Here is a 21,311-nt window from a genome sequence, read left to right on the forward strand (position 1 = left end):
GGAGGTTGTCGGTGGCGTGTGCCAAGGTAGAGGAGTGCGGCGCATCTATCCCGACATACAGGACAACCCAGACATCGTGCAGGCGTATGCCTACCCCGAGGGCCGCCCGTGGCTGCGGCTCAACATGGTCGCGAGCGCCGACGGCGCCGCCTGGCTGAAAGGCCGCTCCGGCGGCCTGTCGAGCAGCGGCGACAAGCGGATCTTCCAGATCCTGCGCGGCCTGGCCGACGTGGTCATGGCGGGCGCCTCGACCGTGCGCAAGGAGGGCTACGGCCCGATCAAGCCCCGCGAGTCCTGGGCCGAGATCCGCGAGGGCCGCCCGGAGGTCCCGCCCATCGCCGTGGTCAGCCGCAGCCTGGGCTTCGACCTCGACCACGAGCTGTTCACCGACGCCGCCGGCCGGACGATCGTGATCACCTGCGCGGCCTCGCCCCAGGAGCGGCGCAAGGAGCTGGCCAAGCACGCCGACCTGATCGTGGCCGGCGAGGAGGCCGTCGACATGCGGGTGGCGGTGGCCGAGCTGCACGCGCGCGGGCTGACCAGGATCCTGTGCGAGGGCGGCCCCCGCGTCAACGCCCAGCTCTCGGCGCTCGATCTGGTCGACGAGCTGTGCCTGTCGGTCAGCCCCATGCTGGTCGGAGGCGGCGCGGCGCGCATACTGAACGGCGAGCCCAGCCAGGTCACACTGGACCTCAGCCAGGTGCTGGAAGAGGAGGGGGTCCTCTTCTGCAAATACACGAGGGAGCCGAGCGCATGAGCGAGCCGACCGTCGAAGACCAGGTCCCGGAGCCGGTGCCCAACCTGCCGGTGCGCCCGCCCGTGCCGCCCATGCTGGCCAAGCCGGTCAAGGCCATGCCGAAGCAGGACGGCACGCTGTTCTACGAGCCGAAGTGGGACGGCTTTCGCTGCATCGTGTTCCGCGACGGCGAGGAGGTCTACCTGGGCAGCCGCAACGAGCGGCCGTTCACGCGCTACTTCCCCGAGCTCATCGAGGCGGCCAGGGCCGAGCTGCCGGACAAGTGCGTGGTGGACGGGGAGATCGTGCTGCCCAGAGGGTCGCAACTCGATTTCGAGGCGTTGCAGCAGCGCATCCATCCGGCCGCGTCGCGGGTGAAGCTGCTGTCGGAGCAGACGCCGGCCCAGTTCGTCGCGTTCGACCTGCTCGCGCTCGGGGACGAATCGCTGATGGAGGAGCCGTTCGCGGAGCGGCGGGCGCGGCTGGAGGGCATCTTCCCGGAGAAGGCCGGCTCCATCAGGCTGACCCCGGTCACGACCAGCGACGAGCAGGCGGCCGAGTGGTTCGAGACGTTCGAGGGGGCGGGGCTCGACGGCATCATCGTCAAGCCGGGCGACCAGCCATACATCCCGGACAAGCGCACCATGTTCAAGGTCAAGCACGAGCGGACGGCCGACGTGGTGGTCTGCGGCTACCGTGAGCACAAGACGGGCCCGATCGTGGGGTCGCTGCTGCTCGGCCTCTACGGCGACGACGGCAGGCTGCACCATGTGGGGGTGGCGGCCTCGTTCCCGATGAAGCGCAGGGCCGAGCTGGTGGAGGAGCTGCAGCCGTTCATCGCCGAGCTGAGCGAGCACCCCTGGGGCCACTGGGCCGAGCAGGCGGCGGCCACCATCGGCCAGCCGGCCGCCGGGCCCGCGACGGGCGGGCAGCGGGTGCCGGGCGCGGTGTCGCGGTGGAACGCCAAGAAGGACCTGTCGTTCATCCCGCTCAAGCCGGAGCGGGTGATCGAGGTGGCCTACGACCAGATGGAAGGCGACCGGTTCCGGCACACCGCGCACTTCCGCCGCTGGCGGCCTGATCGCACGCCTGAGTCGTGCACGTATGAGCAGCTGGAGCGTCCGATCAGTTACAACCTTGACGATATCCTTGCCCGCTAGCCGAATATCCCGTTATATCTCGACATATGAGTACAGGGGATGAGTTAAAAGCTGCCGTGTCCGCCCGCCGCGACCTCGGCCCCGAATTCGAGGACGCCATTGTGGAGTCGTTCCTCGACAAGATGGGCCAGGAGGTCGATCGGCGGGTGGACGAGCGCCTGGCCCAGGCAGCACCGAAGGCGGCCGCCCGCGGGGGAACGGCCGACGGGCAGCGGCTCGCCCTGGCGATCGTCTCGCTCTGCCTCGGCACCGTGGCCACCCTGGCCTTCATCTTCATGGGAGAGGACCGCGCGAGCTTCCTGGTGCCGGTCTGGATCGCGATCATCATCGTGAACGTGGTGTTCAACAGCAACCGGGGGAAAGGCTAGGCCAGCCAGATGAGCCCGGCGAACCGGCCGCCGGGCTGCTCGCGGCGGTGGGAGTAGAGCTCGTCCGACTCGATCGTGCAGCGCGCGTCATGGCGTACGGCCGCCAGCCCCGCCGCCCTGAGCTGGGCCTCGATCCCGGCCCGCAGGTCGAGTGCGGGCGTGTCCCATGACGTCGTCGACCAGGTCTCGGGAACGCGGGCGGCCACCCGCTCGCGGAGCTCGGCGGGCACCTCGTAGCAGTGGCCGCACGCGCCGGGACCGATCAGCGCGACCATCCGCCCCGGCTCCGCGCCCTTGGCCGCCATGGCCTCCACCAGGGCTGCGGCGATGCCCGCCGCGGTGCCCGGACGGCCGGAGTGCGCGGCGCCGGCCATGCGCGCCACCGGGTCGGCCACCAGCACCGCGGGGCAGTCGGCACCTAGCGAGGCCAGCGCCAGCCCCGGCTCGCTGGTGAAGACGCCGTCGAGCGGCGGCGGGTCGTCGCCGAACGGCTCGCTCACATAGGCCACGTCGGCGCCGTGGACCTGGCGCATGTACACCACGGCCCGCACCCCCAGCTCGGCCGCCAGGCCCGTGCGGTTGGCCCGCACGGCCTCGGGATCGTCGCCGACCAGGCCGCCGAGGTTGCGCGAGGCGTAGGGCGGGGCGCTGACGCCGCCGTGCCGATCCGTGATGGCGACGTGCACTCCAGGGGCCAGCTGCATGCCTCGATCTTAGGGCCCGGGACGGGGACGAGGCGGCGGGGTGGTATCCACGTAGGTGAACCGGGCACAGCCGCGGGGGCGCCGCCGCACCCGCGATCCAGGACGAGGAGACACCCCCGATGACCAGCCTTGACGACCTGCACGCCCTCATGGCCCGCCTCGGTCACCCCGTGGTGCGGGCCGCCTCGCCTGTCAGGAGCGGTTTCGCGGACGGGGCGCCGTACCGGTTCGAGATCCCCAGCGTCGAGGGCCCCGCCGTGCTGGAGGCGGTGGTCGCGGAGGCCGACCGGCTCGGCGTGCCGGTGGCCAGGACCTCGCAGGGCAGCGGCGTGATGATGCTGACGGACGCGGAGATCTCCGACATGGCGCGGATCGGGGCAGAGCGGGGCATCGAGATCAATTTGTTCCTCGGGCCGCGGGCCGCCTGGGACATCGGCGGGCAGGCCAAGCTGACGCAGGCCGTCGGTGCGGCCGCGCGGGGCAACGCGATGGTCGCGGCGTGCGTGGCCGACGCGCTGCGGGCCTGCTCGCTGGGCATCCGCAGCCTGCTCGTGGGCGATCTCGGCACGCTGGAGGTGCTGCGGGCGCTGAAGGAGGACGGCACGCTGCCGGCGAACCTGGTGCTGAAGACGTCCGTGCTGATGCCGCTGACGAACGGCCCCACCGCCGCGATCTACGAGCGACTGGGCGCGACCACGGTCAACGTCGGCACCGACCTGACCGTGCCGCACCTGGCCGAGATCAGGGCCGCGACCCGGCTGCCGATCGACCTCTATCTGGAGGTGCCGGACGACCAGGGCGGGTTCGTACGGTTCTACGAGGCGGTGGAGATCGTCCGCGCCACCGCGCCCGTCTACCTGAAGATGGGGCTGCGCAACGCGCCCAACATCTACCCGTCGGGCTCGCATCTCGGCGTGGTGCCGCGCGAGCTGGGACGCGAGCGGGTCCGGCGGGCCGCGCTGGTGCAGCGGCTGATCGAGCAGCTCGACCCCGAGCTGGCCAAGCTGCCCGCGCACGCGCGCCCGTCCGACCTCGGAGTCCCCGAGGTCTAGGCGTACGGACGAGGTCTACGCATGGAGGCGGTGGACCCTCAGCGGGCCGCCGCCCCAGCGGCCGATCGCCTCCTCGTCGGCGAAGGCCAGGACGCGCATCATGTTGCCGCCGTCGCTGAGGTCCACGTTGCGGCGCAGCCGCGCGGCCAGGTCGGGCGGCAGGAGGGTGGTGCCGGCCTCGACGGTGTCGCCGTAGTGGGGGGCGAAGGCGACGCCGGCGAAGCCCGTACGGCCGAGCAGCGTGCGCACGGTCTCCGAGGAGTAGAACATCAGATGGTTCTTGGTGAAGCCGCTCCAGGTCGGCCCGTAAGCCTTGAGCAGCAGCGAGCGGGCGTTGACGGTCAGGATGAGCAGCACCCCGCCGGGCGCCAGCAGGCCGCGGAACTTCCTGAAGTCCTCCAGCGGCCTCGGCAGGTGCGCGAGCACGGACCAGAGCGTGATCACGTCGAAACCGCCGGAGGCGATCTCCGGCACGTCCTCGGGCGCCCCGAAGTAGGTCTTCGCCGTACTCAGCCGCTCGTTGGCTGCGGTGACGGACTCCGGCGAGAGGTCGACCCCGAACGCGTCGAACCCGCGCTGCTCGGCCAGTTCCAGGAACAGCCCGACGCCGGAGCCGAAGTCGAGCAGCCGCCGCTTCTTGCCCTCGTCGAACACCGGCGAGAACGCCTTCATGGTCAGCGCGTAGCGGCGTTGCCGGTTGGCGGCGTACTTGCCGGTCAGGAAGCTGCTGTAGCCGGTGGCGTACAGGTCGCCGAGGCGTTCCGGCCGGATGTTCGGGTTGCGGTAGAGGAAGCCACAGGACGGGCAGCGGACCACGTAGTAGCGCCATCCGTTGCCGTTCGGCTCGAACAGCGGCTGCTGGCGGGACTCGCCGCACATCATGCAGGCGAGGAACTCCTCGATCTCGCCGAGCGGCCTGAGCCCCTGGTAGTCCTTCAGCGACATGACCGGCGCGCGCCTGGTCAGCAGCCGCCACTGCGCCTCGCGGATCAGCCGCTCGCCGGAGCGTACGTAAACCCGCTGGCCCCAGGGAACGCGGTCGTAACGGGAGCCGTACGCGAGCCGGCCCAATAGTCGTCGAAAAGTCATAGCCACCACCCTGCGAAGCGTCTTGCCCTTCGCTCTGTGTGACTATTCGCTCCCTTTTCGCGCTTTACAAGATCTTTGGCGACCAGCCGGGACCGCCCGGCGCCGAGCCGTGCAGGACGACGCCGGGCGCCCTGCCGAGTTCCAGGAACATGTTCACGTCGTCGAAGCGCAGCGGGCCGACCTCGATCACGTTCGGCAGGCGGCCCCATTCGCGGAAGCCGAACGATTCGTACAGCTCGATCGCGCCGTGGTTGTTGCCGCGCACGCGGAGCGTCAGCGTCTCGATTCCGGCGTCGCGGGCGTCGTCGATGAGCGCGGTGACGACGCGCCGGCCGAGGCCGAGCCCTCTGGCGTCCGGGTGGGCCATGATCTTGCCGAGCTCGGCCGAGTGGGTGAAGACCGGCGCCGGGTCGCGCCGCCACAGGCCCATGCCCTGCACGGTGCCGTCGACAAGGACGAGGACCAGGTGGGCGTCGCCGTCGCGGACCGCTTTGAGCGTCTCCTCCAGCCAGGCGCCGGTCTCCTCGCGCCCGGGCGGGTCGACCCAGCCGACGGCTCCGCCCAGCTCCACGACGCCGTGGAGGACGCGGTGCACGGCGGACAGCAGGGTTTCGTCGGCGGTATCCGGCCAGATCAGGTCGATGTTCACGACCCGCCATCATGCCGCACGGGTCTGGCTCGTGGTATCAAGCAAGCATATGCTTGGTCGCATGCCTGACTATCGCAATCTCATCGGCGGTGAGCTGGTCGCCGCCGCCCGGACGATGGACTCGGTCGACCCGGCCACGGGCGAGGTGTGGACGCAGGTCCCGGCCGGCGGTCCCGCCGAGGCCGAGGCGGCGGTGGCGGCGGCCCGCCGGGCGTTCCCCGCCTGGTCGGCGCTGCCCGCCCTGACCAGAGCGCACTATCTGCGCAAGGTTTCGGAGGTCTTCGGCCGGCACGCCGAGGAGCTGGCCAGGCTGGAGACCCGCGACAACGGCAGGATCCTGCGGGACACGCTGAAGAGGGACCTGCCGGGGATGGCGTTCCTGTGGCAGCTGGCCGCCGGCCAGTGCCTGGAGGCGGTGAAAGGTGACACCGTCCTCCTGGGACCCGACGCGATGGGGCTGACGCGGCGGGAGCCGTACGGCGTGGTGGTGTGCATCATCCCCTGGAACTCGCCGATCTCGACGTTCTCCGCGAAGGCCGCGTACGCGCTGGCGGCCGGCAACACGGTCATCGTCAAGCCGGCCGAGCAGGCGAGCGCGTCGGTGCTGCGGCTCGGCGAATTGCTGGCCGAGGTGTTCCCGCCCGGGGTGCTCAACATCGTCAGCGGCATGGGAGAGGCGGTCGGCGACGCCCTCGTACGGCACCGCGACGTCAGCAAGATCACCCTCACCGGCTCGACCGTCACCGGCCAGGCGATCACCAGGGCATCGGCGGACGCGCTGAAGCCGATGATCTTCGAGCTGGGCGGCAAGTCCCCCAACATCGTCTTCCCCGACGCCGACCTGGACGCGGCCGCGCAGGGCGTCACCGTGAACTCCGTCTACACCGGCAATGCCGGGCAGGTGTGCGTGGCAGGCTCGCGCATCCTCATCCACCGCTCGATCTGGGACGACATGCTCGGCCGGATCGGGGACATCTGCGCGGGCCTGGTGCTGGACGACCCGCAGGACCTGCGGACCACGATGGGGCCGATCGTGTCCGCCGCGCAGTTCGAGCGCGTGACGTCGTACCTGGAGCTGGCCGAGAAGGAGGGCGCCAGGCTGGTCTTCGGCGGCCGCACCGGCGCCGACGTGGTTCCCCGCCTGCCGGGTGGCTACTGGGTCGAGCCGACCCTCTACACCACGGACGACAACTCGCTGCGCGTGTGCCAGGAGGAGATCTTCGGGCCGGTGGCGGTGGCGCTGCCGTTCCAGACGGAGGAGGAGGCCCTGGAGATCGCCAACGACTCCCCGTACGGGCTGGCGGCCGGCGTCTGGACCCGCGACCTGGGCCGCGCCCACCGCTTCGTGCGCGATCTGCAGACGGGCACGGTGTGGGTGAACACCTTCCGCCAGATGCCGCCGGGGCTGCCGTTCGGCGGCGTCAAGGACAGCGGGTACGGCCACGACTCGGTGCAGGAGTTCACCCGCGAAAAGGCGGCCATTATCCAGATCTAGTTGGATAGATTTACCCCTCATGAGCGAGGGGATCAAGGACCGTGCCGAGCTGTCCGAGGCAGCGGCCCAGTCGCGGGCGTCGGTGCTGCGCAGCCGTGCGGAATCGTACATCGCGCTGGCGCGGCACGACGACGCGATCGCGGATCTGACGGAGTCGATCGAGCTGGCGCCGGACAACGCCCGTGCCTGGCGGCTGCGCGGCGAGAGTCACCGCGTCGTCGAACGGTACGAGGCGGCGCTGGAGGATTTCGACGAGGCGCTGAAGCTGGAGCCCGACAGCGCGTACGCCCTCGGCTCGCGCGGCCAGACCTACGCCGCGATGGGCCGCCTGGAAGAGGCCATGGCCGACTTCGAGCACGCCCTCACCCTCTCCCCCGACTCGCTGTGGATCCTGGAGGCGAAGGCGGACGCCCTGGTGGACCTGGACCGGCTGGACGAAGCCCTGGAAGAGCACGCGAAGATCATCGCCTTGAACGAGGAACTGCCGTATTCGTGGGTGGCGCGGGGTGATCTGTACCAGCGGATGCACCTGTACACCGAAGCGATAGACGACTACACGAAAGCCTTGGACGTCGACCCCGACCATGTGCGAGCGCTGAGCAGGCGGGGCGAGGCGCTGCGCATGACGGACCGGTACGAGGAGGCGCTGGCCGACCTGAACCGGGCGCTGGACCTGGATCCGGACAACGACCGCGCGCTGGGCAGCAGGGGCGCGGTGCTGAGCGAGCTGGGCGACAATGAGGCGGCGCTGACCGATTTGGACCGGGCGATCGAGCTGGACCCCGAATACATCTGGGCTTATCGGGTGCGGGGCGAGATCTTCCAGGAACTGGAACGTCACGAGGAAGCGGTCGCCGACTTCACCCAGGCCCTGCACCTGGAATTCGGCGACTGAGCCGGGAGATTTCTAGGGGCGTTCGCATGGGAGCCACTCCAGGGCCGCCCCATCCACCGCGATCAGGCTCTATACAAGGCCTCGTGCTCGACGCCATCCCGCAACAGGAGATGGCCGACAAGGAGGAGTTGCGCAAGTTCCGCACGGGGCTGACGACCTTCGCCAAGCAGGTCGTCCTGGTGGCGGATGCCGTGGACTGCGCGTACGAGAACGACCACCTGGCGGTCTCGGTCTACCAGGATCCCGAGTACGACTGGTCGCTGGGCGTCGTGGCCGTGGTGCGAGGCGACGTGGAGGCATTGGCGGAGGATGCGATCTGCCTGCTGGCCGAGCAGGTGCCCTTCCTTCCAGGCTTTGGCGTGCGGGCGGAGGATCCGCCGACACCCACGTTCTGCGCCGACACCGCGCTCCGGGAGACCCAGGGCTACCAGTTCAGGGTCGTATGGCTGGCCAGCTCCGACAGGATGTGCCGCAGCCTCTCGGGCAGCATCGAGGATGCCTGGTCCGGTACCGGCAAGTCGGGCAGCGTGATCACCGGAGCGCCGCCTTGGCGTCGTTCCAAGGCCGGGCCGACGTCCGGGCGAGCCCCCTGACGCGACCCAGCACGGCACCGGCGGAGGCACCAGCGCTACACGTCTGAGCTGTGGATTGTTCCTGTTTCATCGTCGTCTGCCGGGTAGATGATGCGGGCTCACAGGAGGGGAGACTGACATGTGTCTGAGCTGTGGCTGCGGAGAGCCGGAGAACGATCACGGTAATCCGGCCAACATCACCACACAGGATCTACAGAGCGCCGCTCAAGCGGCGGACATCAGCCCGCAGGAGGCCGCCGAGAACATCCAGGCCGGACTCGCCACCCGGTAAGGCGCCGCCCGCTCCTCTTGACACCGCACGTCGGTCGGATCGGCGAGCCGCCACGGGCTGCGGCATTCCGCGCCTCCACTTCAACGCCCCAGACCGCCTATCCCCGTGCGGTTCTCACCGATCCACCTGGTCCTCCACGGCGTTCGCGCGGAGCCACTCCAACGCTTCCGCAGCCGCATGGAGGACCGAGATGTGCCCGTCCTCCGGGTACAGCCGCAGCTCCGCCCGAAGGCAGTGGCGGGCCAGCCACACGCCGTGTGAGCTGGGGATGACGCGGTCCCGTTCGCCGTGTACGAGCAGCACCGGCGCGATCACCTGGGCGGGGTCGCAGCCCCAGGGGGCGACGTAGGCGAGGTCGTCGTCGATCAGCCCGCCGGGGCCGTTCTCGAGGGCGGGGCTGACGACGCTGTCGAACCAGCCCCACTCGCCCTGGAACGCCGCATGATCCTCCGGGGCGAACATCTCCGGGTCGTACTCGGCCGCCGCCTCGTGGTGTTGCTTTGCCGCGCGGCCCGCCACGGCGGCCCGCAGGGACGTCTCGCCAGAACGCGACATGCCCGCGAACCAGTCGAGCCCCTCCGCGCCGTACGGGGCGATGCCCGACACGCTCGCGGCGGCCCGCACCCGGTCCGGGAACAGGGCGGCGCAGGCCAGCGCGTACGAGCCGCCGCCGGAATGCCCCATGACGGCGAACCTGCCGATGCCCAGCGCGTCGGCGATCCGCGGGACGTCGGCGGCGGTCGTGGCCAGGTCCCGGCCGGGGACAGGGGTCGAACCACCGTAGCCGGGGCGGTCGTACGACACCCAGCGGATGCCCAGCCGATCGGAGATCGGGAACAGAGGCTCCGGGGGCATGCCGATGTTGGGCGTGCCGTGGTGCCAGATGACCGCCAGACGGTCGGCGGCATCGTCCGTATCCGTGTCATAGACGTGCAGCGTGCGACCGCCGGCCAATTCCAGATCGAAGTCTTTCACTGTCGTCACGCGGGGAGCCTAACCACCCCGAAGGGAGTTCGTCAGGAACCGGTAGCCCGGGCTGGGCCCTACCTGAAGCCGGCCTGGAAGGCGAACCACCGCAGACGGCAACTCGCCTTCATGACCTTCGCGGGCTCGGCTGTCACCGGAGTGCGACCTCGCTCGGCCCGTTGAACGGCGCCAACGACAGCACCGTCTTCGGCGTCCGCAGCCCCTCGTTCTCGGCGAACATCTTCCGCGCCGCGTCGAAGGGAACGTCGTCGCCTGCCACCAGTGAGGCCTGGTCGTACAGCTCGCAGACCGCGTCCGTCATGTCCCTGTCGCCACCCGCTCCCCAGACGTCCCACAGCAGCGTCTCCACCTTGTTCAGGGCCGCCAGGTCGATCCGGATGTCGTGCGCCACGTACCACTCCCCGAACATCGGGCCCTCCTCCGGGAGGTGGAGTCCGAAGGTCTTGGGATCCGCCTCGCCCGCTCGGATGGCCTGCCACGCCTTGCCCGCGACCAGAAAGCGGTCGCGCGGCACGTCCATCGGGTCGAAGTCCACACTGGACATGTCGATGACCGTCGGGTCGGCCAGCAGCCAGCCCCGCTGGTCGTCCCAATACTCGGTCACCATGTGGTCGGCGTAGAACCCGTCCGGACCGCCGTACGCGGCGAAGCCGGACCGTAGGCGCGCGGGTATGCCCGCGTGGCGCAGGAACGAGCACAGCAGCAGGGCGAAGTCGCGGCAGACGCCGACAAAGCGGTCACCGACCTCGCGCCGCCGCGTCAGCGGGGCATCGCTCCGCTGGATGATGATCCGCAGGATGTCGTCGATGTAGCGCGTCTCGGCATCGTTGTGCAGGCGGTTCTGCGGGAAGGCAAAGCGGAACTCCGCGCCTTCCCCACGGTTGACCATGAGATTACGGGCCGTACGGGCGAGTTGCGACGGATCATCCGGCAGGTCGGTATAAAGCGGGGCGAGGTCATTGGGGTCGGAGAAAGCACTCTGCGCGACATAGAAGGCGGCCGCATCCGGTGCGAGGCAAGCAAATGACATGACGGGAACTCCAAAGGGGATCGGCCACGTGCTCGATTGCTGGGCCGGTGATCCCTTACCGTGTCAAAATCTCCCCAAAATTGTCCAGGCGCCCACCTCCGGGCCACAAAAGTCAGCCCCGGCGAGCGATCGGGCCGGCGAGCATCTGATCCGAATACCGCGATCCACCGGATCCCGGTGAGCTTGTCCGGATTGGTGATCGAGTAGATGCCGGCGATCCAGCCACCCCATCCCCCGCCGTACGGCATGTGGATCTCCGGCTCCTCGCCAGGGCCGCGCAGGACGGCCGCCGGCGAGGAGCCGGGCTAGAGAGCGAGCAGGGCGTTGACGGGCAGGCGGCGGTCGGACAGCGGGCGGATGGCGATGCGGAGCAGCGCCAGCGCGTTGTCGTCGCCCGCGATGCGGTTGGCGCTGAGCCCGCCGCACGACTGGCAGTGGTGGATGATCAGCCACTCCCCGTCCGGCCGGACGGTGACGCTCAGCGCCGCCATCCGGCCCCGGCAGCCCGCCCGCCGGTCCCCCGGGATCCGGTGGTCGACATGCAGGCTGGTCAGGCAGTGCGGGCAGTGGTTGCGGTGCGCGGTGCCCGGTGCGGACATCGGCACGTCGAGCCGGCACCCGACGCAGCGGAACGCGTCGCCGGATGCCGTATGGTGTGCGTTCTTGCGCCGTTGCGGCCTTTCCCGGCCGGGGTTCCTTCTGGGCATGTCACAGGTCGCCGAACGCCTCGAGCGGGAACGGCGGCTGCGCGAGCGGGCGTACGGCCATGCGCATGAGGATGAGCTGGTTGTCGTCCCCGCAGATGGGGTTGGACGTCAGCTCACCGCATCGGGTGCAGCGATGGATGATCATCCAGTCGCCGGTGCGGAGGACCGCGATCGAGATCGGGATCATCCGCGATCGACACTCCGACGGGCCGCCTTCCACGCGGTCGAGCACATGCTGCGAGTGCAGGCAGCTCGGACAGTGGTTGCGGCGGGTGCCGTCCGGGGCGATCGCCGTGACGGTCAGGCCGCAGCGCACGCACGGGAAGGTTTCGGTGTTGACGATGGAACGAGGATTGCCGTTGGTGGACAACCTGGGTACTCCTTGCCGAAATGGGTCAATGAAGACAGCAAGGGAGCGCCTGGCGTGCCACGCGGGCAGACGGTCCGGCGTGACCGTTCATGGTCACATGGGAGGAGTCAGAGGCAGGATTCGCCCGCGGCACGAAAAGGCGCTCTCAGCGCGGTGCCAGACATTGACGCACTCCCCTCCGGAGCAGCACGGGCTGCTCAGAATGCTCCACCGTTTCGGACATGTGCGAGGGTAGCGGCGCGAACCGGCGTACGGCGAATGGTTTTCCGGCGGCCTTTCCCAGACTTCTCGCCGGCCGCGCGCTCGGCCTGCCGTGGGGGACTCGTGATCAGCTCTTGGGATAGTACGGGGCCGCGAGGTGCGCGTACACGATGGCGTTCTCCTGGTAGCTGCGCGACTTCCGATCGAACGCCCCGCCGCAGGTCACCAGCCTGAGCCCCGGATAACCGAGCTTGCCGTAGACCTTCTTGGCGGGGAAGCCGCGCTTGGGCGTGTGCTCGACCTCGTCGACGACGAACACGGCGACCGAGCGGTCGGCGCGCAGCACCTGCACCTGGTCGCCGCGCTTGACGTCCTTGAGGCGGGCGAAGACGGCGGGGCCGCTCCTCGTGTCGAGATGCCCGGTGATCACGGCGGCGCCGCGCTGGCCGGGGACGGGGCCGTAGCGGTACCAGCCGGCGAGGTTCGGGGAGTCGAGCGGCGGGTTCTGGATGGCGCCCGCGGCGTCCAGGCCCAGCTCCATGAGGGGGGCGGACACGCCGATGGACGGGATGTAGACGGCGGTGGGCCGCACGGCCTTCATGGGCTCGGCCACCCCGGCGCGCGGCACGCCGGGGACCGGGGCGGTGCCGTCGCCCGGCTCCGTTCCCGCGGCCGCCACCGGCGCCTGCTCGCCGCCGCCGACGATGCCGCTCACCCCGAGCCCGATCAGCAGCGCCCCGGCCAGCGTCACGACGCCGGCCAGGGTCAGCAGCAGCCGTTGTCCCGGCGCGCGGGCCACCCTAGGCGACATCCCTGCGGCGCCGCACCGCGAGCCCGGCCAGCCCGGCGCCGGTCAGCACCGCGACCCCGCCGAGCGCGTACGGCCACGCCGCGCCCTCCGTCGTCAGCCCGCCCCCGCCGGTCTCCGGATGCCCCCTCGGCACCTTGTGCTCGTGCTCGGCCGCCGGCCGCCACGGATCCCCGGAAGCCTCTGGGTACGGAGGCACGGAGTCCTTCGGCGGCGTCCAGGACTCCTCGGGCGCGGGACTGTCCGGCGGGGATTCCTGAGGCGGTTCGCCGCACAGGAGGGGCAGCGGGACGAGGCAGGTGGGCAGCTCCTCCGGCAGTCCCGGCAGCTTGGGCAGGTCCTCTGGCACTCCCGGCAGCTTGGGCAGGTCAGGGCCGGAGTGGGCGGAGGCGGTGCCGATGCCCGCCGCCAGGATCGCACCTCCGATCATGAAGGCCGTCACCGCGGCCGCGAGATGTCGCGCTCTTGCCATGGAAGGCTCCCGATTCAGTCGGTTGTCGCCCCCGATGCACCAGATGAGCCTTGCGAATTATTGGACCGAGCGTCAAGTAATGTGACCGAAGTGAAACAGTCGAATACGGAGGGTTTGATCGCGGGCAATTGTGGCAGGTGTAGGGGTTTGAGGGGGACAAAAGCCATGAGTAATCCACAACAGCCTGAACTTCGCAGATCGGGTAAAGCTCTCACCGATTCGAAGTCGGCCGACGACGTACGCGAGGCGAAAAGCAAGACAACACGTTCCGCTCACCCGCACGGGACCGACAAGGGTGCCAGAGGCGGCGGCAAGGGCGGCGGCGTGCCTCCGGGCCAGCGGCCACCGCACCCGGGGTGAGTCACGTGAGAGGGAGCCTGCAGTTCATCGGCAACGCCACGGCCCTGATCCGGTACAACGGCTTCACCCTGCTGACGGATCCCAACTTCCTGCACCGGGGCCAGCGCGCGTACCTGGGATACGGCATGAGCTCACGCCGCCTCGCCGACCCGGCCGTGGCGATCGAGGACCTGCCGGCGCTGGACGCGGTGGTGCTGTCCCACATGCATGGCGACCACTGGGACCGGGTCGCCCGCAGGGGCCTGGACAGGGACACGCCGATCATCACCACCACCATGGCGGCCAGAAAGCTGCGCCGCCGCGGTTTCCGCAGGAGCGTGGGCCTGGAGGAGTGGGAGCAGTACGAGCTGCGCGGCCGCGGCGGCAGCATCATGATCACCGCGCTGCCCGCCAAACACGCGCCGGGCCTGGTCGAGGCGCTGCTGCCGCCCGTGATCGGCACGATGCTGGAGTTCTGCAACCCGTACGAGAGGGTGGAGCTGCGCCTGCACATCAGCGGCGACACCCTGCTCGACCGCCGCCTGGACGCGATCCCGCGCCGCTTCCCGGAAATCGACCTGGCCCTCGTCCACCTGGGCGGCACCAAGCTGCTCGGGTCCTTGCTGGTCACCATGGACGGCGAGCAGGGCGCCTCATGGGTGGACCTGATCCATCCGCGTACGGTTGTCCCGGTGCACTACGACGACTACACCGTGTTCAGCTCGTCCCTGAACGACTTCCGGCACCATATCGCGCAGGCGGGGCTGGCGGACCGGGTCGTCTATCTGGAGCGGGGTGAGACCCGGGAGCTCGCCCCGCACCACCTCGTCCGCCACCACTGATCACCGGCCGCGCATCGGCCCCTGGCGGACGTCGAGCGGCAGGCCGGGCCCGCTAGTCGGTGCTCCTGGCCCGGCTCGGCTGGACCCGCATCGGCTCCCCCGGCATCTTCGGATAGTTCGGCGGGTACGGCATGTCGCCCCGCTCGTCCTTGGCGTACCACTCCAGCAGGGCCTCGATCGAATAGGCCCGATCATCGATGGCCGCGTGCACGTCACCCACCTGGGCGAAGCGCGCCGGAACGGTGCGGATGTCGAAGTCGCGCGGGTCGGCGTCCTCCAGCTCGTCCCAGGTCAGCGGCGTCGAGACGGGCGCGTGCGGCTGGGCCCTGACCGAGTAGGCGCTGGCCACCGTGCGGTCCCGGGCGTTCTGGTTGAAGTCGATGAAAACCCGCTCCCCGCGCTCCTCCTTCCACCAGGCCGTCGTCACCAGGCTCGGCTCGCGCTCCTCGACGGCCCTGGCCAGAGCGATGCCCGCGTGGCGTACCTGGATGAAGTCCCAGCGCGGCTCGATCCGCACGGCGATGTGCACGCCGCGGTTGCCGGACGTCTTCACGAACCCGGTCATCCCCAGCTCGCCCAGCACCTCCCTGGTGAGGAACGCGGCCCTGCGCGCGGCCCCAAACTCGAGGCCGGGCTGCGGGTCCAGGTCGATGCGCAGCTCGTCGGGGTGCTCGACGTCGGCGGCCCGCACCTGCCAGGGGTGGAAGTCGATGGTGCCGAGGTTGGCGCAGTAGGCGATGGCCGCGACCTCGGTGACGCGGAGGGACTGCGCCGTACGGCCGCTGGGGAAGGTGACGGTGACCGACTCGAGCCAGTCGGGGTGCCGGGGCGGCATCCGCTTCTGGTAGATCGCCTCGGTCTGCACGCCGTCGGGGTGGCGCTTGATGTTGGTCGGCCGGTCCTTGAGCGCCCGGAGCGCGCCCTCGCCGACGCTCACGTAGTATTCGACCAGCTCGCGCTTGGTGGCGCCGATCTCCGGGAAGTACACCTTGTCGGGGTTGGTGACCTTGACGGTCCGCTTCCCCACCTCGAGCTCTATGAACGGCGATGCCATGGCATCGAACCTACCCCTTCCGCACGACGGCGTCGGGCGACCACGCCCGCCTCACGGCGTGAGGCCATGAACCGGCGAGGGAGTGCCGGCGCCTGGAGGAGCGGCGGGAGCAGAGCGACCAGAGCGGGGGAAGGCGACGGCGTCTGGCGACCGAGCCCGCCTCCACGGAGTGGAGGCCATGAACACAGTGGGAGTGCCGGCGCCTGGAGGAGCGGCGGGAGCAGAGCGACCAGAGCGGGGGAAGGCGACGGCGTCTGGCGACCGAGCCCGCCTCCACGGAGTGGAGGCCAATGAACACAGAGGCGGGCCCGCCCCGGAGCCGCCTCGGTGGCGGGACCGAGGGCTCGACGGGGCGGGCCGGCGATCGTCCGCCGCCGTTCCGGGCGCTGGCGCGCCACCCGGCCGGCCGTCACGATCCCCCGCGGCGCCAGCACGGGCGTGGGCTGTGCCGCTCGGCGGGATCTGCGGACGATCTCACCCCTTGGCAGGAGGCGATGACACCCCCATGCCTACAAAGACGCGAATTCGCCCCAGAAAGGATGCTTCACCCTGTGGAGATCTCTTTTTGCTGGATCTCGTACTCTAGACGCATGAACAAGGTGCAAAAGAGCGAGGCCGAGTGGCGGGCCCAGCTTGCTCCCGAGGAGTTCCACGTCCTCAGGGAAGCGGGGACCGAGCGCCCGTTCACGGGAGAGTACGTCGAGACCAAGACCGAGGGCGTCTACTCCTGCCGCGCCTGCGGGGCCGAGCTGTTCCGGTCGGACACCAAGTTCGAGTCGCACTGCGGGTGGCCGAGCTTCTTCGCACCGGCCGACTCCGACGCGGTGACGCTGATCGAGGATCGAAGTCACGGAATGGCGCGTACGGAGGTGCGTTGCGCCCGATGCGACTCGCATCTGGGGCACGTGTTCCACGGCGAGGGCTACCCGACCCCCACCGACGATCGCTACTGCATCAACTCGATCTCCCTGCGGCTCGAACCCAAGGCGTGATCGGGTAACGACAGCGCGTACCGATCGCTTACTCGGGGTAAGAGCACCCGCGTGGCACTCGTCCATCTCCGGCACCGGTGGGTGACGATCGAGACCATCGGTCGCGTCGTGACGCAGCGGTGCGAGGTGTGCGCGAAGACGCGCGTACGGGTGCGCTAGCCCGTCAGTCCGGCGCTGGATGAGTGACGCGGCAGCTCCTGTCGGAGGGGCCGAGGATGTTGGCGAGCACCGGGTTCCCGTTCTCCCCGAACCTGGCCTGCACGAATACCACCGGACGGGCCACTCCGGCGGCTCTGAGGTATTCGAGGCCGCGCTTGCACAGCGCGATGGCCTCGGCGGAATTGTGCGCCGTTTCCGGCAAATCCGTATAAATGCGCAGATAGCCGCCGACTGTGCGAATGTCTTTGAGGCGTTTGAGCGCTTTGTCGTCCTGGCCCCAGTGCGTACGGAAATACTCCGCCGCCCGTTGGTCGGTGTGCGAGGACGGCCCGTCACCCTTGTAACCGTCGGTGTCGTCCATCCCCGGCACGGCTAACACCGCCTCCTCCGGCGGGGCGCTCCCGTCCACCAGGTCCGATTCGGCCGGGGCAGGGGTCGTGGTCTCCTTGGGCATGTCCTCCTCGGGCACGTCCTTGGGGGCCTCGCGCGCCCGGACCTCCGCGCTCGCGCCCGGACTGGCCTCCGCGCTCGCTCCGGCACCGGCCTCCGAGCCGGCCTCAGCTCTCCCGGGAAGCGCCGAGGCGCGGCCGTCCGGCTCGGCGCGCGCCGGCGACCCCGCCGCGCCCGGCCCGTGCACGGACTCCGAGGCCGTCGGCGCCCCGCCGAACGTCCCGTTCGCACCCAGCAGCCCGGCGGCCCCACCGGCCAGCGCCAGCACACCCACCACCCACCGGCCGGCCCACAGGCGCCGTCCCGTACGCCGCCGCCTCCGCCCGCGCCGCGACCGCCCCGCCACACGCCCGCCGGACACCTCCGGACCGGACACCTCCCGACCGGACACCTCCCGACCGGACCCGTGCCGGCCCGGCACATGGCGACCGGCCGTCCGCCGTCGACGTCCCCGTCTTCCCGACTCGTCCATCACCCCGCCCTCCCTGCCGCCTTGGAACGTGCCACCGCGCGTCACGCCCAACGAACAAGGGATTTCCCTGATTGTGACAAAGGGGATAGATCACTTCAGTCAGATCGCCGACTTCAGCTTGGACGTATCCACCGCACCACAGCAGGCGCGCCCGCGACCAGAGCCGGGACGCGCCAGGACAGGGCTCAGAGAGGGATGAATCAGGGCAGGGCGGCGATGAGCTCGCGCACCGGCTTGCGGGCGCCGGTGTAGAACGGGATCTCGATGCGGGTGTGGCGGCGGGCCTGGGCGCCCCGCAGCGTACGCATCAGGTCGACGATCCGGTGCAGCTCATCGGCCTCGAACGCGAGCATCCACTCGTAGTCGTTGAGCGAGAAGCAGGCGACGGTGTTGGCCCGCACGTCGGGATAGTCGCGCGCCATCCGGCCGTGCTCGGCCAGCATCGCCCGCCGCTCGGAGTCCTCCAGCAGATACCACTCGTACGAGCGCACGAACGGGTAGACGCTGACGTACGCCCGCGGCTCCTCCTCGGCGAGGAAGGCCGGAATGTGCGACTTGTTGAACTCGGCCGGCCGGTGCAACGCCATCGCCGACCACACGGGCCTGCTGTGCCGCCCCAGCGCCGTGCGGCGGAACCTGGCGTAGACGTCCTGCAGGTCCTCGGGCGTCGGCGCGTGCCACCAGAACATGAAGTCGGCGTCCGCCCGCAACCCGGCCACGTCGTAGACCCCCCGGGTCACGACGTCCTTGCCGGCGGCCTGCTCCAGCAGCTCCTCGACCTCCCCCGCCAGGCCGTCCCGCTCGGCGGGACACGGCTCGGTCACCTGGAAGACCGACCACATGGTGTAACGGATCACCTGGTTGAGATCGCGGGCCTTGGGCCGCGGAGCTGCCTCTGTCATGTTCCCTATTCTCCCCGTTGAGCCAGGTGGTCCAGAATCCGGGCGGCCGCCGTACGGGCCGTGCTGACGCAGGCGGGGATGCCGATGCCGTCGTACGCCGCGCCGCACACGGCCAGCCCGGGCTGCACGGCGACCGCGGCGCGCACCCGGGCCACCCGGTCGAGGTGGCCGACGTTGTATTGCGGCAGCGACCCGCCCCAGCGCGTGACCCGGGTGTCGACCGGCAGCCCGCGCACGCCCATCACATCGCTCATCTCGGCCATGGCCAGCGACACCAGCTCGGCGTCATCGCGGTGGAGCAGATGCTCCTCGCCGATCCTGCCGATCGAGCAGCGCAGGATCAGCAGGTCCCGGGCCAGGTGGGGCCACTTCACCGAGCTGAAGGTGACCGCCTTGACCGGGCGTCCTTCAACGGGCGGCACCAGGTAGCCGCTGTTGACGGGCGGGTCGGGGAAGGCGGCGAGCGAGTAGGCGAGCGTGACGATGGCCATGCTGGCGTATTCGATCCTGGCCAGCTCGGCCGCCGCCTTGGGCGCCTCGGCCTTGAGCAGCCTGCTGGAGGCCGGACCCGGCGTGGCGACGATGACGGCGTCGGCCTCGATGACCTCGGGCTTGGGCACCGGCCCAGCCACGAGCTGCCAGCCGCGCTCGGTCCTGCGCAGCTCGCGTACGGTGACGCCGGTCCTGACGTCGGCGCCCGACGCCTTGGCGACCGCCTCGGGCAGGCCACCGACGCCGCTCTTCAGCGACGTGAACACCGGCCCGGCGTCCTTGGGCGCCTCCTCGATGAGCTGCCTGGCCGCGCTCAGCAGCGAGCGCTCGGAGCGGGCGACGGCCGCCACGCGCGGCATCGTCGCCTCCAGCGACAGCATGTCGGAACGGCCCGCGTAAACGCCGCCGAGCAGCGGCTCGACCAGCCGTTCCACGACCTCGCCGCCCATCCTGGCGCGGATGTACGCGGCCACGGACACGTCGGTGCGCACCAGCGTCGCCGGCAGGATCTGGTCCAGCGGCACGCGCAGCAGCCCGCCGGGTGACATGATGCCCGATCTGGCCAGCTCGGTCAGATCGGCGGGCACGCCCATGACCTGCCCCTTCGGCATCGCGTGCAGCGCGCCGCGGCTGTAGATGGCCGAATGCGTGGTGCCGGGGAACACCAGGTCGTCACCGAGGCCGACCGCCCTGGCCAGCTCCGTGCCCTCGGGACGCCTGGCCAGCATGGCCTCCGCGCCCGCGTCGACGCTCACCCCGGCGACCTCCGAGGCGTGCAACTTGCCCCCGATGCGCGAGCCCGCCTCCAGCACGGTCACCTTGACCTGCTCGCCCGCTCCCTGGCGGATGTACCAAGCGGCGGCGAGACCGGAGATCCCCCCACCGACGACGACCACGTGCGCCCGATTCCCTTCCACGTCTCCTGACGCTACCGCCTCATGGGCGTGGCCAGCCGTTCGGGGCGCGAGGGAGTGCGTCGAGACAGTGACCGTACCGTGATTGCGGCCGTCAAACCGGGGTGATCCGCGGGCCGTCTATAGGGCATGAGGAGAACCCGGTACGGCATCGCGCTCTCAGCCGCCTGCGCGGCTCTGCTGCTGGCGGGCTGCGGCGGCGGCGGTGGGTCCGTCCAGTCCGCTTCGGCACCGGCCGACGCCCCCGCGCTGGCGTCCAGTTACCCGGAGGCGGCCGCCGCGCGGCCGACCGCCATGAAGAACCAGCCGCAGAGCCAGGCGTCGAGCGACAAGGACGGCATCGTCTCGAACGTCAAGGTGATCCAGCAGGAGCGGCAGGTCATCTACACCGGCAGCATGACGGTGCGGGCCAAGGAGGTCGCCACCGCCGTCGAACTGGCCAAGCAGATCGTGACCGGGGCCGGCGGCTACCTGTCCAAGGAACAGCGGAGCTCGGCGAGCAAAGCCCGGGACACGGCCACGCTGGAGTTCAAGATCCCGCCGGACAAGTACGCCGGGGTGCTGGGCCGGCTCGGCAAGGAGCTGGGCACGCAGATCTCCATAAGTCAGAACACTCAGGACGTCACGCTGCAGGTGGCCGACGTCAACAGCCGGCTGAAGTCGGCGCAGCAGTCGCTCGACTCGCTGCGCACGCTGCTGAAGAGGGCCGACACGATCGGGCAGGTGCTGGACGTGGAGCGGGAGATCTCCACTCGCGAGGCGGACCTTGAGTCGCTGCAGGCGCAGCAGAAGGAGCTGGCCGCCCAGACCTCCATGGCCACGCTGACGCTCCGGCTGCTCGGGCCCGTGGCCGTCGTGGAGGAGAAGGAGGAGGAGCCCGCCGGGTTCCTCGGCGGGCTCAAGACGGGGTGGGGGGCGCTGGTCTCGTTCGTGAAGGTGCTGCTCACGGTGCTCGGTACGACGGTGCCGTGGCTGATCGTCGTGCTGCCCCCGGTGGCCCTTCTGGTCTATCTGGTACGGCGTTCCCGCGCCCGGCGCCCCACGATCCCGGCGCCGCCCGCGGGACCGCGCCCCGGCGACCCGGACCCGGAAGCGGCCTGACCTCGCC

At 70.3% G+C, this 21,311-nt stretch carries 23 protein-coding genes; 10 read left to right on the forward strand and 13 right to left on the reverse strand.

Annotated features, from left to right (window positions below):
* Window positions 1–34 precede the first annotated feature (34 nt).
* Genes ACTMTI_RS42255 through ACTMTI_RS42265 form a run of 3 tightly spaced genes read left to right on the forward strand, consistent with a single transcriptional unit; the run spans window position 35 to window position 2,264 of the window.
* A complete protein-coding gene (locus ACTMTI_RS42255; protein WP_441126426.1) occupies window positions 35–757 on the forward strand; it encodes a pyrimidine reductase family protein in 723 nt (240 codons plus the stop codon).
* Entirely contained in the window at window positions 754–1,896 is a 1,143-nt protein-coding gene (locus tag ACTMTI_RS42260; RefSeq protein ID WP_441126427.1) for an ATP-dependent DNA ligase, read from the forward strand. The genes ACTMTI_RS42255 and ACTMTI_RS42260 overlap by 4 nt, the downstream gene beginning before the upstream one ends.
* A 26-nt stretch (window positions 1,897–1,922) precedes the next feature.
* On the forward strand, window positions 1,923–2,264 hold the full coding sequence (locus ACTMTI_RS42265) for a hypothetical protein (RefSeq protein WP_441126428.1): 342 nt from the start codon (window positions 1,923–1,925) through the stop codon (window positions 2,262–2,264).
* Here ACTMTI_RS42265 and pgeF read toward each other — a convergent pair.
* Entirely contained in the window at window positions 2,261–2,968 is a 708-nt protein-coding gene (gene pgeF / locus ACTMTI_RS42270) for a peptidoglycan editing factor PgeF (protein ID WP_441126429.1), read from the reverse strand. The genes ACTMTI_RS42265 and pgeF overlap by 4 nt on opposite strands.
* Before the next feature lie 119 nt (window positions 2,969–3,087).
* On the opposite strand from pgeF, the gene ACTMTI_RS42275 reads away from it, so the two are divergent.
* Window positions 3,088–4,020, forward strand: coding sequence for a hypothetical protein (locus ACTMTI_RS42275; protein WP_441126430.1), 933 nt, complete (start codon window positions 3,088–3,090; stop codon window positions 4,018–4,020).
* Between the two features lie 15 nt (window positions 4,021–4,035).
* Here the strand turns inward: ACTMTI_RS42275 and ACTMTI_RS42280 are convergent, their stop codons facing one another.
* Complete coding sequence (locus tag ACTMTI_RS42280; protein WP_441126431.1) at window positions 4,036–5,109, reverse strand: class I SAM-dependent methyltransferase; 1,074 nt, start codon at window positions 5,107–5,109, stop codon at window positions 4,036–4,038.
* A 64-nt stretch (window positions 5,110–5,173) separates the two neighbouring features.
* Window positions 5,174–5,758: an N-acetyltransferase family protein gene (locus ACTMTI_RS42285; protein WP_441126432.1), complete on the reverse strand. Its 585-nt coding sequence runs from the start codon at window positions 5,756–5,758 to the stop codon at window positions 5,174–5,176.
* A 61-nt stretch (window positions 5,759–5,819) separates the two neighbouring features.
* Between ACTMTI_RS42285 and ACTMTI_RS42290 the strand changes: the two genes are divergently transcribed.
* From ACTMTI_RS42290 to ACTMTI_RS42300, 3 genes are all read left to right on the forward strand, one after another.
* Entirely contained in the window at window positions 5,820–7,253 is a 1,434-nt protein-coding gene (locus ACTMTI_RS42290) for an aldehyde dehydrogenase family protein (protein ID WP_441126433.1), read from the forward strand.
* A gap of 19 nt (window positions 7,254–7,272) precedes the next feature.
* Window positions 7,273–8,148 (forward strand): tetratricopeptide repeat protein, encoded by an 876-nt coding sequence (locus ACTMTI_RS42295; protein ID WP_441126434.1) that lies wholly within the window; start codon window positions 7,273–7,275, stop codon window positions 8,146–8,148.
* 83 nt (window positions 8,149–8,231) lie between these two features.
* A complete protein-coding gene (locus ACTMTI_RS42300; protein ID WP_441126435.1) occupies window positions 8,232–8,741 on the forward strand; it encodes a hypothetical protein in 510 nt (169 codons plus the stop codon).
* Window positions 8,742–9,126: 385 nt separating this feature from the next.
* Here the strand turns inward: ACTMTI_RS42300 and ACTMTI_RS42305 are convergent, their stop codons facing one another.
* The 6 genes from ACTMTI_RS42305 to ACTMTI_RS42330 all read right to left on the reverse strand — a co-directional run bounded on the left by ACTMTI_RS42305 (window position 9,127) and on the right by ACTMTI_RS42330 (window position 13,587).
* The gene (locus ACTMTI_RS42305) at window positions 9,127–9,996 is read right to left on the reverse strand and encodes an alpha/beta fold hydrolase (protein WP_441126436.1); all 870 of its coding nucleotides are present in this window, start codon (window positions 9,994–9,996) and stop codon (window positions 9,127–9,129) included.
* Window positions 9,997–10,129: 133 nt separating this feature from the next.
* Window positions 10,130–11,029, reverse strand: a complete 900-nt coding sequence (locus ACTMTI_RS42310; protein WP_441126437.1) for a transglutaminase-like domain-containing protein — start codon at window positions 11,027–11,029, stop codon at window positions 10,130–10,132.
* Window positions 11,030–11,334: 305 nt separating this feature from the next.
* Window positions 11,335–11,736: an RNHCP domain-containing protein gene (locus tag ACTMTI_RS42315; protein ID WP_441126438.1), complete on the reverse strand. Its 402-nt coding sequence runs from the start codon at window positions 11,734–11,736 to the stop codon at window positions 11,335–11,337.
* Between the two features lies 1 nt (window position 11,737).
* The gene (locus ACTMTI_RS42320) at window positions 11,738–12,106 is read right to left on the reverse strand and encodes an RNHCP domain-containing protein (protein WP_441126439.1); all 369 of its coding nucleotides are present in this window, start codon (window positions 12,104–12,106) and stop codon (window positions 11,738–11,740) included.
* A gap of 328 nt (window positions 12,107–12,434) precedes the next feature.
* Window positions 12,435–13,106 (reverse strand): class F sortase, encoded by a 672-nt coding sequence (locus ACTMTI_RS42325; protein WP_441126440.1) that lies wholly within the window; start codon window positions 13,104–13,106, stop codon window positions 12,435–12,437.
* A gap of 1 nt (window position 13,107) precedes the next feature.
* A complete protein-coding gene (locus ACTMTI_RS42330; RefSeq protein WP_441126441.1) occupies window positions 13,108–13,587 on the reverse strand; it encodes a hypothetical protein in 480 nt (159 codons plus the stop codon).
* A gap of 365 nt (window positions 13,588–13,952) precedes the next feature.
* Here ACTMTI_RS42330 and ACTMTI_RS42335 point away from each other — a divergent pair, with 365 nt between their 5' ends.
* Window positions 13,953–14,768 (forward strand): MBL fold metallo-hydrolase, encoded by an 816-nt coding sequence (locus ACTMTI_RS42335; protein WP_441126442.1) that lies wholly within the window; start codon window positions 13,953–13,955, stop codon window positions 14,766–14,768.
* Between the two features lie 52 nt (window positions 14,769–14,820).
* On the opposite strand, the gene ligD is transcribed toward ACTMTI_RS42335, so the two are convergent.
* Complete coding sequence (ligD, locus tag ACTMTI_RS42340) at window positions 14,821–15,822, reverse strand: non-homologous end-joining DNA ligase (RefSeq protein WP_441126443.1); 1,002 nt, start codon at window positions 15,820–15,822, stop codon at window positions 14,821–14,823.
* 590 nt (window positions 15,823–16,412) lie between these two features.
* Between ligD and msrB the strand changes: the two genes are divergently transcribed.
* On the forward strand, window positions 16,413–16,814 hold the full coding sequence (msrB, locus tag ACTMTI_RS42345) for a peptide-methionine (R)-S-oxide reductase MsrB (protein ID WP_441126444.1): 402 nt from the start codon (window positions 16,413–16,415) through the stop codon (window positions 16,812–16,814).
* 163 nt (window positions 16,815–16,977) lie between these two features.
* Here msrB and ACTMTI_RS42350 read toward each other — a convergent pair whose 3' ends face one another.
* From ACTMTI_RS42350 to hemG, 3 genes are all read right to left on the reverse strand, one after another.
* Window positions 16,978–17,814: a hypothetical protein gene (locus ACTMTI_RS42350; protein ID WP_441126445.1), complete on the reverse strand. Its 837-nt coding sequence runs from the start codon at window positions 17,812–17,814 to the stop codon at window positions 16,978–16,980.
* Between the two features lie 281 nt (window positions 17,815–18,095).
* Entirely contained in the window at window positions 18,096–18,797 is a 702-nt protein-coding gene (gene hemQ, locus ACTMTI_RS42355; RefSeq protein WP_441126446.1) for a hydrogen peroxide-dependent heme synthase, read from the reverse strand.
* 5 nt (window positions 18,798–18,802) lie between these two features.
* Window positions 18,803–20,206, reverse strand: a complete 1,404-nt coding sequence (hemG, locus tag ACTMTI_RS42360) for a protoporphyrinogen oxidase (RefSeq protein ID WP_441126447.1) — start codon at window positions 20,204–20,206, stop codon at window positions 18,803–18,805.
* Between the two features lie 126 nt (window positions 20,207–20,332).
* Between hemG and ACTMTI_RS42365 the strand changes: the two genes are divergently transcribed.
* Window positions 20,333–21,304, forward strand: a complete 972-nt coding sequence (locus ACTMTI_RS42365) for a DUF4349 domain-containing protein (RefSeq protein ID WP_441126448.1) — start codon at window positions 20,333–20,335, stop codon at window positions 21,302–21,304.
* The last annotated feature ends 7 nt before the right edge of the window (window positions 21,305–21,311 follow it).

This window comes from Nonomuraea sp. H19 (assembly GCF_052068215.1).
In the GTDB taxonomy this organism is placed as follows: Bacteria; Actinomycetota; Actinomycetes; order Streptosporangiales; family Streptosporangiaceae; genus Nonomuraea.

Bases quoted from the DNA above. Each gene is read 5' to 3' on its own strand.
- ACTMTI_RS42295 (WP_441126434.1), top strand. From the start codon at position 7,273: ATGAGCGAGGGGATCAAGGACCGTGCCGAGCTGTCCGAGGCAGCGGCC.
- ACTMTI_RS42280 (WP_441126431.1), bottom strand. From the start codon at position 5,109: ATGACTTTTCGACGACTATTGGGCCGGCTCGCGTACGGCTCCCGTTAC.
- ACTMTI_RS42315 (WP_441126438.1), bottom strand. From the start codon at position 11,736: ATGCCCAGAAGGAACCCCGGCCGGGAAAGGCCGCAACGGCGCAAGAAC.
- ACTMTI_RS42310 (WP_441126437.1), bottom strand. From the start codon at position 11,029: ATGTCATTTGCTTGCCTCGCACCGGATGCGGCCGCCTTCTATGTCGCG.
- ACTMTI_RS42365 (WP_441126448.1), top strand. From the start codon at position 20,333: ATGAGGAGAACCCGGTACGGCATCGCGCTCTCAGCCGCCTGCGCGGCT.
- ligD (WP_441126443.1), bottom strand. From the start codon at position 15,822: ATGGCATCGCCGTTCATAGAGCTCGAGGTGGGGAAGCGGACCGTCAAG.
- ACTMTI_RS42275 (WP_441126430.1), top strand. From the start codon at position 3,088: ATGACCAGCCTTGACGACCTGCACGCCCTCATGGCCCGCCTCGGTCAC.
- msrB (WP_441126444.1), top strand. From the start codon at position 16,413: ATGAACAAGGTGCAAAAGAGCGAGGCCGAGTGGCGGGCCCAGCTTGCT.
- hemQ (WP_441126446.1), bottom strand. From the start codon at position 18,797: ATGACAGAGGCAGCTCCGCGGCCCAAGGCCCGCGATCTCAACCAGGTG.
- ACTMTI_RS42330 (WP_441126441.1), bottom strand. From the start codon at position 13,587: ATGGCAAGAGCGCGACATCTCGCGGCCGCGGTGACGGCCTTCATGATC.
- ACTMTI_RS42290 (WP_441126433.1), top strand. From the start codon at position 5,820: ATGCCTGACTATCGCAATCTCATCGGCGGTGAGCTGGTCGCCGCCGCC.
- ACTMTI_RS42260 (WP_441126427.1), top strand. From the start codon at position 754: ATGAGCGAGCCGACCGTCGAAGACCAGGTCCCGGAGCCGGTGCCCAAC.
- ACTMTI_RS42265 (WP_441126428.1), top strand. From the start codon at position 1,923: ATGAGTACAGGGGATGAGTTAAAAGCTGCCGTGTCCGCCCGCCGCGAC.
- pgeF (WP_441126429.1), bottom strand. From the start codon at position 2,968: ATGCAGCTGGCCCCTGGAGTGCACGTCGCCATCACGGATCGGCACGGC.